Origin of the sequence: Photobacterium proteolyticum (assembly GCF_001939735.1) — a bacterium.
Lineage (GTDB): Bacteria > Pseudomonadota > Gammaproteobacteria > Enterobacterales > Vibrionaceae > Photobacterium > Photobacterium proteolyticum.
Genome location: NZ_MJIL01000101.1, coordinates 114,151 through 128,088 on the forward strand (window position 1 = coordinate 114,151; position 13,938 = coordinate 128,088).

Annotated in this window: 15 protein-coding genes and 1 riboswitch; of the genes, 6 read left to right on the top strand and 9 right to left on the bottom strand. The window is 49.7% G+C overall.

The window, feature by feature from the left end:
* Positions 1-60 precede the first annotated feature (60 nt).
* Both fadD and rnd read left to right on the top strand, forming a co-directional pair.
* The gene (gene fadD, locus BIT28_RS28320; RefSeq protein WP_075768324.1) at positions 61-1,746 is read left to right on the top strand and encodes a long-chain-fatty-acid--CoA ligase FadD; all 1,686 of its coding nucleotides are present in this window, start codon (positions 61-63) and stop codon (positions 1,744-1,746) included.
* A gap of 95 nt (positions 1,747-1,841) precedes the next feature.
* A complete protein-coding gene (rnd, locus tag BIT28_RS28325; protein ID WP_075768325.1) occupies positions 1,842-2,963 on the top strand; it encodes a ribonuclease D in 1,122 nt (373 codons plus the stop codon).
* A 71-nt stretch (positions 2,964-3,034) separates the two neighbouring features.
* On the opposite strand, the gene minE is transcribed toward rnd, so the two are convergent.
* From minE to minC, 3 genes are read right to left on the bottom strand one after another with little or no spacing between them, the layout of a single operon-like run.
* On the bottom strand, positions 3,035-3,298 hold the full coding sequence (minE, locus tag BIT28_RS28330) for a cell division topological specificity factor MinE (protein ID WP_075768326.1): 264 nt from the start codon (positions 3,296-3,298) through the stop codon (positions 3,035-3,037).
* Between the two features lie 6 nt (positions 3,299-3,304).
* The gene (gene minD / locus BIT28_RS28335; RefSeq protein ID WP_075768327.1) at positions 3,305-4,117 is read right to left on the bottom strand and encodes a septum site-determining protein MinD; all 813 of its coding nucleotides are present in this window, start codon (positions 4,115-4,117) and stop codon (positions 3,305-3,307) included.
* A 21-nt stretch (positions 4,118-4,138) separates the two neighbouring features.
* Complete coding sequence (gene minC / locus BIT28_RS28340) at positions 4,139-4,801, bottom strand: septum site-determining protein MinC (protein WP_075768439.1); 663 nt, start codon at positions 4,799-4,801, stop codon at positions 4,139-4,141.
* A 223-nt stretch (positions 4,802-5,024) separates the two neighbouring features.
* Between minC and BIT28_RS28345 the strand changes: the two genes are divergently transcribed.
* A complete protein-coding gene (locus BIT28_RS28345) occupies positions 5,025-5,312 on the top strand; it encodes a YcgL domain-containing protein (RefSeq protein WP_075768328.1) in 288 nt (95 codons plus the stop codon).
* Between the two features lie 2 nt (positions 5,313-5,314).
* Positions 5,315-6,286 carry a lytic murein transglycosylase gene (locus BIT28_RS28350; RefSeq protein WP_075768329.1) on the top strand — a complete coding sequence of 324 codons (972 nt, stop codon included), beginning with the start codon at positions 5,315-5,317 and terminating at the stop codon, positions 6,284-6,286.
* Positions 6,287-6,494: 208 nt separating this feature from the next.
* Here BIT28_RS28350 and BIT28_RS28355 read toward each other — a convergent pair whose 3' ends face one another.
* Entirely contained in the window at positions 6,495-6,893 is a 399-nt protein-coding gene (locus BIT28_RS28355) for an H-NS family histone-like protein (RefSeq protein WP_075768330.1), read from the bottom strand.
* Positions 6,894-7,265: 372 nt separating this feature from the next.
* A riboswitch (Lysine riboswitch) is annotated at positions 7,266-7,449 on the top strand.
* Between the two features lie 95 nt (positions 7,450-7,544).
* On the opposite strand from BIT28_RS28355, the gene BIT28_RS28360 reads away from it, so the two are divergent.
* Both BIT28_RS28360 and BIT28_RS28365 read left to right on the top strand, forming a co-directional pair.
* Positions 7,545-9,146: a Na+/H+ antiporter NhaC family protein gene (locus BIT28_RS28360; RefSeq protein ID WP_075768331.1), complete on the top strand. Its 1,602-nt coding sequence runs from the start codon at positions 7,545-7,547 to the stop codon at positions 9,144-9,146.
* Between the two features lie 165 nt (positions 9,147-9,311).
* Complete coding sequence (locus tag BIT28_RS28365; RefSeq protein ID WP_075768332.1) at positions 9,312-9,890, top strand: thymidine kinase; 579 nt, start codon at positions 9,312-9,314, stop codon at positions 9,888-9,890.
* A gap of 118 nt (positions 9,891-10,008) precedes the next feature.
* On the opposite strand, the gene hisIE is transcribed toward BIT28_RS28365, so the two are convergent.
* The 5 genes from hisIE to hisB are packed head-to-tail and all read right to left on the bottom strand — an operon-like array spanning position 10,009 to position 13,927.
* A complete protein-coding gene (hisIE, locus tag BIT28_RS28370; protein WP_075768333.1) occupies positions 10,009-10,635 on the bottom strand; it encodes a bifunctional phosphoribosyl-AMP cyclohydrolase/phosphoribosyl-ATP diphosphatase HisIE in 627 nt (208 codons plus the stop codon).
* Complete coding sequence (gene hisF / locus BIT28_RS28375) at positions 10,632-11,405, bottom strand: imidazole glycerol phosphate synthase subunit HisF (RefSeq protein ID WP_075768334.1); 774 nt, start codon at positions 11,403-11,405, stop codon at positions 10,632-10,634. Before hisF ends, hisIE begins: the two co-directional genes overlap by 4 nt.
* 18 nt (positions 11,406-11,423) lie before the next feature.
* The gene (hisA, locus tag BIT28_RS28380; protein WP_075768335.1) at positions 11,424-12,158 is read right to left on the bottom strand and encodes a 1-(5-phosphoribosyl)-5-[(5-phosphoribosylamino)methylideneamino]imidazole-4-carboxamide isomerase; all 735 of its coding nucleotides are present in this window, start codon (positions 12,156-12,158) and stop codon (positions 11,424-11,426) included.
* A gap of 42 nt (positions 12,159-12,200) precedes the next feature.
* Positions 12,201-12,842, bottom strand: coding sequence for an imidazole glycerol phosphate synthase subunit HisH (hisH, locus tag BIT28_RS28385; RefSeq protein ID WP_075768336.1), 642 nt, complete (start codon positions 12,840-12,842; stop codon positions 12,201-12,203).
* Entirely contained in the window at positions 12,842-13,927 is a 1,086-nt protein-coding gene (hisB, locus tag BIT28_RS28390) for a bifunctional histidinol-phosphatase/imidazoleglycerol-phosphate dehydratase HisB (RefSeq protein WP_083652204.1), read from the bottom strand. The genes hisH and hisB overlap by 1 nt, the downstream gene beginning before the upstream one ends.
* Positions 13,928-13,938 lie beyond the last annotated feature (11 nt).

The following is a 13,938-nucleotide window of genomic DNA, read 5'->3' on the forward strand; positions in this document are numbered from 1 at the left end:
AATTAGTCCCCTACAACAAGCTTTGGGCGATGACGCCAGATAATATAAGGAGAGTGCAAAGTGGATAAGGTTTGGCTTAACCGCTATCCGGAAGATGTACCGGCAGAAATTAACCCGGACATGTACCCGTCTCTGGTAGAGATGTTTGAGCAATCTGTACAGAAGTATGCAGACCAGACAGCCTTTATCAATATGGGGCAGGTCATGACCTTCCGCAAGCTGGAAGAGCGCAGCCGTGCTTTTGCTGCATATTTGCAAAATGAGCTCAAGCTGAAAAAGGGTGACCGTGTCGCAGTGATGATGCCGAACCTGCTGCAGTATCCGATCGCCTTGTTTGGAATTTTGCGTGCCGGTTGTGTGGTGGTTAATGTTAACCCGCTGTATACCCCGCGAGAACTTGAGCATCAGCTAAACGATTCCGGCGCCAAAGCGATTGTTATTGTTTCGAACTTTGCACACACTCTAGAAAACGTGGTGAAAAACACCGGTGTCCAGCACGTTGTCCTGACAAGGCTGGGTGATCAGCTCTCACGGCCGAAAGGTACGCTGGTTAACTTTGTCGTCAAGTACATCAAGAAGATGGTGCCGAAGTACCACCTTCCCCACGCTACCTCGATGCGATCGGCGCTGAGCAAAGGCCGCCGGATGCAGTATGTTAAGCCGTTCATGTCCGGCGACGATACCGCCTTTCTGCAGTATACCGGTGGGACAACCGGTGTCGCCAAAGGGGCGATACTGAGTCACCGCAATATGCTGGCCAATGTGATGCAGGCCAAAGGGGCCTACGGGCCGGTACTGACCGAGGGACGTGAGCTGATTGTGACGGCACTGCCGCTTTATCATGTCTTTGCGCTGACGGTGAACTGTCTGCTGTTTATTGAAATGGGCGGCCGAAATCTACTGATCACCAACCCGCGTGACATTCCGACTTTTGTCAAAGAACTTCAGCGCTACCCGTTTACGGCGATCACCGGGGTAAATACGTTGTTTAATGCCCTTGTGAACAATGAGGACTTCCACGAGCTTGACTTTAGCAACCTGCGCCTGTCGGTGGGCGGTGGCATGGCCGTACAGCGAGCCGTGGCTGACAAGTGGAAGCAGATGACTGGCAACTACTTGCTGGAAGGGTACGGTTTGACGGAATGCTCTCCGCTGGTAGCAGCTTATCCCTATGATCTTGTTGATTACAACGGTTCTATCGGTCTACCGGTACCGTCTACTGATGTGCGTATGGTAGATGACGAAGGCAATGTGCTGGGTAACGATCAAACTGGTGAGCTGCAGGTCCGTGGTCCTCAGGTGATGCAGGGCTACTGGCAGCGTCCGGAGGCGACCAAGGAAGTACTGACGGACGATGGCTGGCTATCAACCGGCGATATCGTTCGCTTTGACGAGGACGGCTTCTTGCATATTGTCGATCGTAAAAAAGACATGATACTGGTCTCGGGTTTTAATGTTTACCCTAACGAAATTGAAGATGTTGTAGCCCTGAACAGCAAGGTTCTGGAAGTGGCCGCGATTGGTCTGCCGCATGAAGTCTCCGGCGAAGTGGTGAAGATTTGCGTGGTCAAGCGGGATCCGAATCTGACCCGCGATGAGCTTCTGATGCATTGCCGCGAGCACCTGACCGGGTATAAAGTACCAAAGGTTGTCGAGTTCCGTGACGAGCTGCCGAAAACCAATGTCGGTAAAATCTTGCGCCGAGCTTTGCGTGAAGAGTCGGATAAGCAGCCGCAAGAAGCATAAGCTGCCAATTCAGGTTACAATGAGATTAATTCGAGTGCCGGCTATAACGCCGGCACTTTCTTTCGGTTAGTCATAGCTGATAAAAAAGGTTTGCTGTGAATTTTGAAATCATAACAACAACTGAGCGGTTGGAAATTGTCTGCGAGCATGCCCGCACCAAGGCGGCAGTCATGCTTGATACGGAATTTGTCCGCACGCGCACTCTGTACCCCAAGCTCGGATTGATCCAGCTGTTTGACGGGGACAGTTTGGCTTTGATTGATCCGCTGGAAATTGACGATCTAGAGCCGCTATGGGCCCTGCTTCGCGACCAGTCAGTCACCAAGGTACTGCATGCCTGCGGCGAGGATCTGGAAGTCTTTCAGCATTACGCTGGCTGCCTGCCGACACCAATGATCGATACCCAGGTGATGGCTGCGTTTCTTGGCTATGGCGTCTCTGCCGGTTTCGGAACCCTGGTTAATGACTTCCTGGGGATAGAGCTGGATAAAGGCGAAGCTCGCACTAACTGGCTGGCTCGTCCGCTATCGGCAAAACAGCTCGATTATGCGGCGGCAGATGTATTTTATCTGTTGCCGCTGTATCAGAAGCTCTCGGCACAGGTTGAAGAGAAAGGATGGCAGGATGCATTGGTGCAGGAGTGTGCTGCGCTGATGTTAAAGCGCATTAAGCCGGTTGATCCCGAGAAAGTGTATCTGGATATCAAGAATGCCTGGCAGCTTGAACCCAAGCAGCTGGCCGTGTTGCAGAAAGTGGCCAAGTGGCGTTTGCTGGAAGCCCGCAAGCGGGACTTAGCCCTGAACTTTATTGTCAAAGAGCTGCACCTGTGGAAGTTGGCGCGCTATAACATTCGCTCCAAGGCCGTTATGGCCAAAGAGGGCTTTGATAATATGGAGATTCAGCGCCATGCCAATCGCCTGTTGAAAATGGTGCATGATGTTGATGATATGCCTCCTCAGCAGTATCCGGAAAAAATCGTTCGGCTTGTTGATCTGGCTGGCTACAAGCAGCTGGTGAAGCGGATAAAGGATGAAGTCGCGAAAGTTGAGAAGGAAACAGGTCTTGCCCCGGAGTTTCTGGCCTCCAAGAAGCAGGTCAACCAGCTGATTTCATGGGCGTGGAAAAAGCAAAGGCCTGACGATGATCGTCCCGATATGCTAAAGAACTGGCGAAAGGAGCTGTTCGAAGCACGTGTGCTCCCTTTGTTGGACAGATAACCGTACGGATATGGCTGGCAGATAAAAAAAAGCCCCGGTTCAGTGACCGGGGCTTTGATTTTGAATAACCGTTATTTTTCTTCTTCCGGCAAGGTGACATTGAGTTCCAGAACAGAGAGATCTTCTTCTTTCTGATCTAGGTTGACACTGACTTGGTCCGGAGTGATCTCAACATATTTGCGGATCACCTCAAGAATATCTTGTTTTAGCTGCGGCAGGTAGCTAGGCGTGCCTTGGTTGGCCGTACGCCTTTCGGCAACGATGATTTGTAGCCTTTCTTTGGCTACGCTCGCCGTTGTTGGTTTCTTGGGGCGGAAGAACTCTAGCAAAGCCATAGTGAATTAGCCTCCAAACAAGCGTTTAAGGAAGCCTTTTTTCTCTTCCTCTAAGAAACGGAACGGGCGTTCTTCACCCATTAGACGGCCGACAGTATCTTCATAGGCCATGCCTGCGTCTGATTCCTTGTCGAAGATAACAGGCTCACCTTTGTTGGAGGCATTAAGTACCGCCTGACTTTCAGGGATCACGCCCAACAGTGGAATGTGTAGTATCTCTTCGACATCACCAACACTGAGCATTTCACCCAATGTCACGCGAGCAGGGTTGTAGCGGGTCAGAAGCAAGTGTGTTTTCACTGGCTCCAGCGAGTTTTCCGCACGGCGCGACTTGGAATCGAGAATACCCAGGATACGGTCGGAATCTCGGACCGAAGAAACTTCCGGGTTCGTAGTGACAATCGCTTCATCGGCGAAATACAGCGCCATCAGCGCACCAGTTTCAATACCTGCCGGCGAGTCACAGATAATAAAGTCGAAGCCCATCTCATCCAGATCATTGAGTACACGCTCAACGCCTTCACGGCTGAGGGCGTCCTTGTCACGTGTCTGGGAGGCCGGCAGCACGAAGAGGTTCTCGACGCGCTTGTCTTTGATCAGCGCCTGGTTGAGGTTGGCTTCACCGTTAATCACATTGACAAAGTCATATACGACACGACGCTCGCAACCCATGATCAGGTCAAGGTTACGCAGGCCGATATCGAAATCAATAACTGCAGTTTTTTTGCCGCTTAAGGCAAGGCCCGATGCGATAGCTGCACTGGAGGTTGTTTTACCAACGCCACCTTTCCCCGAGGTAACAACGATAATACGTGCCATCTATAAATTCCTTATCAAACGTTATAAAGCCAAATGCTCTATGTTTAAATTATTTTCAGCAAGTGAGATAACGACACCTTTACCCCAGAACTCAGCTTCAATTTTATCACTTAGCCAGTAGTTTCCGGCAATGGAAATCAGTTCAGATTGCAAATTTTGACAAAAAATACGCGCCTGTTGCTGGCCGCTGGCCCCGGCAATTGCCCGGCCGCGCATTGTACCGTAGATATGGATACAGCCATCGGCAATAATTTCGGCACCGGCACTGACATGGTTCATGACGACCAAATCACAATTTTTGGCATAGATTTGCTGGCCTGAGCGTACTGGCGTGCGAATAATCCTGGTTGGCTCCATGGCCGTTTCGGCCGCTTTAGTTTGTCGTGCAGCATTCATGATAGCAAACCCGGCGCGCTTTGCCTGACTTTGCAATTGAGTATCTTTACAGCCACTTATCCCTACAGGGATCATTCCTGCCTTTTGCACTTCCGATTTTAACGTACTGAAGTCGATGTTGTTGCCGGCTTGGCTAATGTCGATGACGACAGGTGCAGCGGCGAAGAAATTGGGCGCCTGACTGACTTTTTCTTTTAAGAAGTCTGTCGCCTTTTCGATGTCCCCATCAACAAGATGCAGGGCCGAGAGCGTGAAAGAGCTCCCTTTCAGTTCTGCTGGTTTTGTCATACTCATTTAATGACTGTCGCTTAATTAGCCGTTAAGGCTCGTTATCACATAGATACTTGCATGTTATATTCCCAAGGGTATATCAGCAAGCTATCCTTGCTTTAGCGTTGGAAATTCAGACAAGCGTCCCATCTGTGCCGTCTTAGACTGGCTATTCGAGGGAATGATTTCGCAAAATCGCGGTCTGAATGAGATGAAAGCTTTAACTAACAGGCTATTTTTAATGTTTTGTGCAATCTACAAAAGCCCTAAGAAAGAAAACACATATCTATATATCAATACTAAAGATGACTTCTCCGATGTTCCTGAGAGTCTGATGGCAACCTTTGGTACCCCGCAGTTTGTGATGGTACTTAAGCTTGATAATGGACGTAAATTAGCACTGGCTGATGTGGAGAAGGTAAAAGAAGCTCTGGCGACAGTTGGTTATTACCTTCAGGTTCCACCGCCAGTTACGAATTTGCTTGAGAAATATAAGGCCGACAAAGTCGGAAAAGATGCAAAAGGGTAACTATGCGTAAGAGATTGATGTCGGCCCTGGTGGCCTTAGGTTTAGGGATCTCGTCATCGGCCTTCGCGGCTGATGCAGGGTTTGACGAATATGTACTCGGGCTGAAAGCCGAAGCCCGGGAAAATGGAATTTCAGAGTCGATAATCAACTCTGCTTTTGACGGTATTACATTTACCGAGCGTGCCGTTAAGGCTGATAAAAACCAGCCTGAAAAAAAGTTGACCTTAGATGAATATATCCCCCGGGCAGTCCCTAAATGGAAAGTTAAGCAAGCAAACCAGTTATATCGGAAGCACAAAACGGCATTGGATAAAATTGGTCAGCAGTTGGGCGTACAGCCAAGGTTTATTGTTGCCTTGTGGGGCGTAGAAAGTAATTTCGGTCGTCTGATGGGAAATTACAATGTGATTGAAGCGCTCTCTACATTAGCTTATGAAGGGCGTCGAGAAGCTTTTTTCCGTAGCCAGGTGATGGCGGCGTTAGAAATTTTGGATGCCGGACATATCACCCCAGCTAAGATGAAAGGTTCCTGGGCGGGAGCAATGGGGCAGCCTCAGTTTATGCCGACGTCATTTTTGGCCTATGCAGTCGATGGAAATAATGATGGTCGCATTGATATTTGGAACACGGAAGCAGATGTATTTGCCTCGGCAGCCAATTATCTGAGCAAGTCAGGCTGGGATGATAAATATACCTGGGGACGGCAAGTGAAAATACCGAATGGTATAGATGAGTCACTTCTGGGTATTGAAAAGGATAAAGGCCGCCCTCTGGCAGAATGGCAACAGCTAGGTGTCAGAAGATTAAATGGGCAGCCTTTACCCAAGGCTGATATTAAAGCTTGGCTTATTCAACCCGATGATAATCATGGCAGGGCATACTTGGTATACGGAAATTACCAGACATTGCTAAAGTGGAATCGGTCGCATTATTTTGCGCTCGCTGTCAGCCACCTGGCTGATCAAATTCGATAAGGTCGAAAAGAAAGCCAGACATTATGTCTGGCTTTCTTTTCTCTGATAAAACACGCTGAGTACTATCGCCAGAGTTATTTGTTCTCTGAATGGTATATACCTTCGAAGAGGCGAGATCCCCCTTTTAGCCTGACAGGTATGTCTGCCAAGGCCAGATACAAAAAAGCCTGGAATTATTCCAGGCTTTTGTTCAGCTTATATTCAGCGATTATTTGATTTCGAAATCTTCTAGAGATTTGCCTTCATCAAGTGCTTTCTTCAGTGCACTTGGTGTACGGCCTTGACCTGTCCAAGTCTTTTCTTCGCCGTTTTCATCAAGGAATTTATATTTAGCAGGACGAGCAGCACGTTTTGCTTTAGGAGCTTTGCTTAGTGTTGCTAGTAATTCTTCTGGGTCGATGCCGTCAGCTAGAAGCATTTCACGGTATTGAGCCAGTTTCTCGTTACGCTCATTTTCTTTTGCACGTTCTTCAGCTTCAGCTTCTTCACGTTCAGTAACGACTGTTTGTAGTTTCTCAAGAGCTTCTTGAAGTTGTTCTAGAGTATATTCACGTGAAAGAGCGCGAAGGCTACGTAGGTTTAACAGCGCTTTCATTGCATCAGACATTTTTAATTTCCTGTTGGCCTAAAACTATTTTAAATAATAATAGCAGTCACAAATCAATAATTGCAATAATAATACTTTTAATACCCTGATGCCAAATAAAATATCCACTCTATATTTGAATTTTTTCTAATTGAGTTCAAATAATCTCATTTGTAATAACATCTAATCCATGCTGTTAGTGCAATTAATCAAGAGAAGAGTGGTATTGAGCAGAATAATGAAGTGCGTGCTATTTCATATTATGGCAATATAGAGGCTCGATAGTTGGTTGTTTTTTCAGCATGCAGGCAAGATTATTCACTATTCGTGTTAATTTTTTCACTTGAAGTTGTTGCAAATGAATCGCTATCCCGTAGAATTAGCCATTCCTTGACTAAGGGTAGAGGCGCATTGTCTATAAGTAGCAGGTTGGAGGGTGATTCCAATGATGATCTGCAAAAGGAGCCAATGCCGAAGTAAGTAAGGATTATCACTCCTTCTTGCTGGGGTTGTCACCGAATAGGGGCAACACTGCCATAGTATATAATTACATTAACTATGGAGCGCTACTGTGGGGTCGGAAAAGGTAACATCCTCTTCTTATGCTCTTTTCTCGCGACATTGTCGTGTTCAGCAGTAGATCTCCAACCAAGATCGGTTGTTATAGAGATCATGAACATTGTAGATTTTTCCCATTCTTCTATTTCGCTTCTACCGCCACTGGTGGCGTTAGGCCTAGCGATTTTAACTCGCCGCGTTTTGATTTCATTAGGCGTTGGTGTCCTTCTCGGCTCATTGTTATTGACTGACTTTTCCTTCGGTGAAACGGCAGGATATGTCGGCAGCACAGTGAAGGGACTTTTCATTGATGACGGAGCAATTAATAGCTGGAATATGAGTATTGTCGCCTTCCTTATTTTACTGGGGATGACGACGGCGTTATTGACTCTTTCGGGCGGTACCCGTGCATTTGCCGAGTGGGCGCAGACCAAAATTAAAAGTAAGCGTGGCGCTAAGCTGCTGGCAGCTTTCCTGGGTGTATTCATTTTTGTCGATGACTATTTTAATAGCTTGGCAGTCGGCTCGATTTCTCGCCCGGTAACTGACCGCTTTTATGTGTCTCGTGCAAAACTGGCCTATATCCTTGACTCAACGGCTGCTCCGATGTGTGTGCTGATGCCTGCATCCAGCTGGGGGGCTTATATTATTACCCTGATTGGCGGTATTCTGGTTTCACATGGCATTACTGAGTATTCAGCATTAAGTGCATTTATTCAGCTTGCCCCAATGAACTTCTATGCGGTCTTTGCACTATTAATGGTATTTGTTGTTGCCTGGTTCCAGCTGGATATCGGTGCAATGAAAAAGCATGAACTTCAGGCGAGCCATGGCCATGGTTTTGACGAAGGCGATGACGACAGCCAGGCAAAAGATTTGAATGACGAGCTGGAAATTGAAGAAAGCGACAAGGGACGTGTATCCGATTTGATCATGCCAATCGTTGCCCTGATCTTCGCGACCTTCTTCTTTATGATTTTCACTGGTTACCAGGCGCTGGCTGCCGACGGTCTTGCCTTTAATATTCTGGGCGCGTTTGAAAATACCGATGTTGGTATGTCGCTGGTATACGGCGGTATTGTCGGTCTGCTGGCTGCGCTAGTACCAGTATTGCGTCAGCGTCTGCCAATGGCTGATGTTGCCAGTACGATGTGGATTGGTGCGAAGTCAATGTTTGGTGCCATCCTGATCTTGTTGTTTGCCTGGAGTATCGGTAGCGTGATCAGCGATATGGCAACGGGTAAATACCTTTCGACCTTGGTGCAGGGCAATATCAACCCGATGCTACTTCCGGCAATCCTGTTCCTGCTGGCAGGCCTGATGGCGTTCTCGACCGGTACCTCTTGGGGGACATTCGGTATTATGCTGCCAATCGCCGGTGACCTGGCGGGAGCGACTGAGATTGCTCTGATGTTGCCGATGCTGGGCGCAGTACTGGCTGGTTCGGTGTTTGGCGACCACTGTTCGCCAATCTCGGATACGACAATTCTGTCTTCGACCGGTGCACGCTGTCATCATATTGACCACGTTGCAACGCAGCTGCCATATGCTGTAGCCGTGGCGGTGGTATCGACAGTCGGCTTCCTGGTGCTGGGTTTGACCAGCTCGATGGCTGTGGCATTCATGGCGGCAACAATTACCTTTGTCCTGGTTTGTCTGCTGCTGATGTGGTTGTCCCGTCGCCCTTCAGCGCTGGCCGCTAATATGAAAAGCTAATAGATCCCAGCCTTTGTTTTGATGAAAAGCCTGCAATGTGATTGCAGGCTTTTTTCTTATCTTCCGCTTAGTAATTGTTACCTTTTCATTGATTCTGACGCTTTTAATTCGGTGCTATTTTCTGTAGCATTTCGGCAGTTTTTTTGCGCTTGGACGGGGAGCCTTATGGCCCAGATGTATTTCTATTACTCGGCAATGAATGCGGGTAAGTCGACGACGTTATTGCAGTCATCTTTTAACTATCGTGAGCGTGGAATGACTCCGGTAATTTTTACCGCTGCTATCGATGACCGCTACGGCAAAGGCAAGGTGAGCTCGCGTATCGGGCTACAGGAAGATGCCGAACTGTTTAACTCGAAGGATGATTTGTACTGTAAGCTTCAGGATATTCATGCAACAAATAAAATCGACTGTGTATTAATTGATGAGTGCCAGTTCCTCACCAAAGAGCAGGTATATCAGTTGACCGAGGTGGTGGATAAAATGCATATTCCTGTCTTGTGTTACGGCCTTCGCAGTGATTTCCGTGGTGAATTGTTCGAGGGAAGCAAATACTTGCTGTCATGGGCTGACAAGCTGGTCGAGCTGAAAACAATTTGCCATTGTGGCCGAAAAGCCAATATGGTGATCCGACAGGATGAAACCGGCCGTGCGATTGCCGATGGTGATCAGGTCGAAATTGGCGGTAATGATCGATATGTGTCTGTTTGCCGCAAGCATTATAAAGAAGCGCTTGGCCGCTAATTTCCGGTAGAAACTGGCGGTAGATTCGAAAAAGCCTGAGTCATGGACTCAGGCTTTGTTATTTCTACGCCGCTAACGGAACCCGTTCGGCAGGGCTCCGGTTATCTATAGCTCCGGCTTATTTATGGCGCTCTTGCAGCTTGGCTGTGACATCAGATAAGGAGAGTCCTTGGTCCTGAAGCAAGACGATCAGGTGATAGATCAGATCGGCCGACTCGCAGACTAGCTCCTTCTTGTCACCCGACGTTGCCGCAAGCGCGACTTCAACGCCTTCTTCGCCCACTTTTTGCGAAATACGCTTGGTACCACGGGCGTAGAGGCTGGCGGTGTAGGAGGAGTCAGGATCGGCATCTTTACGAGCAGCCAGAACTTGTTCAAGTTGATGAAGGAACACCAGGGCAGGTTGCTCGTCCTGTCCTTCGATGGCGTTATCGCTGTCAAAACAGGTGGTGGTACCCAGGTGGCAGGTCGGGCCGACAGGATTTACCTTTACCAGCAGGGTATCCTGATCACAGTCTAGCTTGATGCTTTTTAGCTCCAGCACGTTGCCTGAGGTTTCTCCCTTGGTCCACAGGCGGCTCTTGGTACGTGACCAGAAGGTAACCTGCTTGGTTTCCAGAGTTTTATTCAGAGCCTCGTCATTCATATAACCCAGCATCAGCACCTGGCCGCTGGTATTGTCCTGAACAATGGCGGGGACCAATCCGTCTACTTTTTCCCAGTTAATACTTGTTGTTAGGCTCATAGTCGGATCTCCACGTCCTGTTGTTTCAAATACTGCTTAAGTTCACCGATATTGATGACTTGTTTGTGGAAGACAGAAGCGGCTAGGGCACCGTCTACATTGGCTTTGTTGAAGGCGTCGGCAAAGTGAACCATCTCACCGGCACCGCCGGATGCGATAAGCGGGACATGGCACACTTCACGTACCATATTAAGCTGAGTCAGATCATAGCCGTTGCGAACGCCGTCCTGGTTCATCATGTTCAGGACAATCTCGCCGGCACCGCGTCGCTGCACCTCCTGTACCCAGTCGCGCGTTTCCCACTGGGTCGCCTTGGTACGGGCCTCGTCACCGGTAAACTGGTACACCTGATACTTGCCGGTATCGGCATCGAAGTAGGAGTCAATGCCGACAACGATGCACTGCACGCCAAATTTATCGGCCAGTTCGGTGATTAGCGCCGGGTTGGCTAGAGCCGGTGAGTTGATAGAGACTTTATCGGCGCCAAATTGCAGGATGCGGCTGGCATCTTCTGCTGACTTAATGCCGCCGGCGACACAGAACGGGATGTCGATAACCTCGGCTACCCGGGCCACCCAGCTTTTGTCGACCACCCGGCCGTCGCTTGAGGCGGTGATATCATAGAACACCAGCTCGTCAGCCCCTTCTTCGGCGTAGCGCTTGGCAAGCGGTACAATGTCACCGATGATTTCGTGGTTGCGGAACTGAACGCCCTTTACCACCTGTCCGTCACGGACGTCTAAACAAGGAATGATTCGTCTTGCTAGCATACTGTTACTCCTTGTCTGTTAGTTGTTCCAGCACTGAAAAGCTTCTTCAGCGCTGAACTTTCCATCGAGTAGTGCACGACCGACAATCACGCCCGCTACACCACTTCCCTTGAGGGCTTCGATATCTTTCAGGCCGCCGATGCCGCCCGAAGACTGGAACTGCACCTGCGGATACTGGGCACAAAGATCGACATAGAGTTCGACATTTGACCCGGCCAGTGTGCCGTCACGGGAGATATCGGTACACAGTACATGCTTGAGGCCGACGGTGAGGAAGTCATCCAGCAGGGCTTCGATACTGACCCCTGAGTCTTCCTGCCAGCCCGAAATGGCAACATGGCGGTTGCCGTCTTCGTCGATGTTGACGTCGAGCGCCAGAACAATATGTTCCGGGCCATATTTTTCCATCCAGCCTTTAACCAGCTCCGGCTGTTTTACCGCTGTCGAACCAATAACCACACGCTGGGCACCGGCTGCCAGCAGATCAGCGACGTCCTTTTCGGTTCTTACTCCGCCGCCAATCTGAATGTTGGCAGGGGTACTGGCGAGCAACTGGCTGATCAGATCCAGCTGACGTGCCGAGGTGTCTTTGGCCCCGGTCAGATCGACCAGGTGCAGCCAGTCAGCCCCGGCCTGGTTATAAAGCTTGAATTGCTCGGCAGGGTCGATTTTATATTCTGTGACTTGGCCGTAGTCGCCCTGAAAAAGGCGAACAACCTGGCCGTTAATTAAATCAAGTGCGGGAATAATCATCCTAAGTCCTTTTGATGTGTTTTAGCTCGCTAAATTATCAAGTCACATCTCTAAAAAGTTTTTAATAAGCTGGGCACCGGCTTTGCTGGAGCGTTCCGGGTGGAACTGTACGCCATAGTAATTCCCGCTCTGTACCGCAGCAGTAAAAGGTTGCCCATATTCACAGCGGGCGATGGTATAGCCGCCTTGCTCTGCCTCCTCGGCAGAAACCGGCATCGCATAGCTGTGAACAAAATAAAAATAACTACCGGCTGGAATGTCCTTAAACAGCGGGTGTCCTTTTGCCGGAGTGACAGTATTCCAGCCCATGTGCGGCAGCGGTAGCGCGCCAGTCTTCAGCTTTTTGATCGGGGCATCACAAAGAGCAAGACACGGGACGAGCTCGGTACCGCTCTGGCCCTGCTCCTCAGAGAAGGCGCCCAGTAGCTGCATCCCGAGGCAAATACCCAGCAAGGGTTTGTCGACCTGTTTGACAAGCTCGACCAGTTCACGTTGCTCCAGGTTGTTCATCGCTTCGCTGGCGGTGCCGACACCCGGCAAAAACAGCTTGTCAGCCGCCAGTACGATGTCTGGTTCCTTGCTGACGGTGACGCTGTAGCCAAGGCGCTCGATGGCAAACCGGACCGATGAGACATTGGCGCAGCCTGTATCAATAATGACGACTTTCTGGTTCTCGCTGGCCATTACAGTACTCCTTTACTGCTCGGTAGTTCGGTCCCTTCAACCCGGATAGCCTGGCGTAATGTGCGGCCAAACGCCTTGAACAGGCTCTCAACGATGTGGTGATCGTTCTCACCCGTCGAAGACAGGTGCAGGGTACAGGCCAGAGTATCGGTGAGTGAACGGAAGAAGTGCGACACCATCTCCGTCGACAAATCGCCCACTTGTTCGCGACCAAACTCGGCATCGAATTTCAGGAACGGGCGGCCGGAGAGATCCAGCGCGCATTGCGCCAGGCACTCATCCATCGGCAGGCTGAAGCCGAAGCGGCCAATTCCGCGTTTGTCGCCTAAAGCATCTTTCAATGCTTGCCCGAGCGCCAGTGCGGTATCTTCGACACTGTGGTGGTCATCAATGTGCAAGTCTCCCTTGACGGTCAGCTCCATGCGGAAACCGCCGTGGGTAGCAATTTGATCCAGCATGTGATCGAAGAAGCCAAGGCCGGTTTCGATCTTGTTGCCGCCAGCCTCATCAAGGTTAACCTTGACCCGGATATCGGTTTCCTTGGTGGTACGAACGACCTCGGCGATCCTTGGGTTAGTGGTCAGATCTTTAACGATCTGTTGCCAGTTCATGCTTTTCTCGTTTAAGGGATTAGGATTGTACTGGATCCCACGAATGGCCATATTCTCAGCGAGCTGCAGATCGGTCTGGCGATCGCCGATAACCGCCGAGGTGGCGAAGTCCACACGCCCTTGTTGCAGGTACCCTTTAACAAGGCCCAGCTTTGGTTTGCGGCAGCTGCAGTTGTCTTCGTCGAAGTGCGGGCAGATCAGGACATCATCGAATTTGACGCCCTGTGATTCGAAGATTTCCATCATCATGTTGTGCGGCGCATCGAAGTCTGGTTGCGGGTAGCTGTCTGTGCCCAGGCCATCTTGGTTGGTTACCATGACAAGTTTATAACCCGCATCCTGAAGCTGAAGCAGCGCCGGGATCACGAAAGGCTCAAGCTTGAGTTTATCCAGGCGATCAACCTGGAAATCTTCAGGCGGCTCGACAATCAGGGTGCCGTCGCGATCAATAAATAAAATCTTTTCCTTGCTCACAATGTTCTTCC

Coding starts and splice junctions, on each gene's coding strand:
- minE (WP_075768326.1), bottom strand. CDS start 3,298: ATGGCTTTGCTAGAGTTCTTCCGCCCCAAGAAACCAACAACGGCGAGC.
- minD (WP_075768327.1), bottom strand. CDS start 4,117: ATGGCACGTATTATCGTTGTTACCTCGGGGAAAGGTGGCGTTGGTAAA.
- minC (WP_075768439.1), bottom strand. CDS start 4,801: ATGACAAAACCAGCAGAACTGAAAGGGAGCTCTTTCACGCTCTCGGCC.
- BIT28_RS28345 (WP_075768328.1), top strand. CDS start 5,025: ATGTTTTGTGCAATCTACAAAAGCCCTAAGAAAGAAAACACATATCTA.
- BIT28_RS28350 (WP_075768329.1), top strand. CDS start 5,315: ATGCGTAAGAGATTGATGTCGGCCCTGGTGGCCTTAGGTTTAGGGATC.
- BIT28_RS28355 (WP_075768330.1), bottom strand. CDS start 6,893: ATGTCTGATGCAATGAAAGCGCTGTTAAACCTACGTAGCCTTCGCGCT.
- BIT28_RS28360 (WP_075768331.1), top strand. CDS start 7,545: ATGAACATTGTAGATTTTTCCCATTCTTCTATTTCGCTTCTACCGCCA.
- BIT28_RS28365 (WP_075768332.1), top strand. CDS start 9,312: ATGGCCCAGATGTATTTCTATTACTCGGCAATGAATGCGGGTAAGTCG.
- hisIE (WP_075768333.1), bottom strand. CDS start 10,635: ATGAGCCTAACAACAAGTATTAACTGGGAAAAAGTAGACGGATTGGTC.
- hisF (WP_075768334.1), bottom strand. CDS start 11,405: ATGCTAGCAAGACGAATCATTCCTTGTTTAGACGTCCGTGACGGACAG.
- hisA (WP_075768335.1), bottom strand. CDS start 12,158: ATGATTATTCCCGCACTTGATTTAATTAACGGCCAGGTTGTTCGCCTT.
- hisH (WP_075768336.1), bottom strand. CDS start 12,842: ATGGCCAGCGAGAACCAGAAAGTCGTCATTATTGATACAGGCTGCGCC.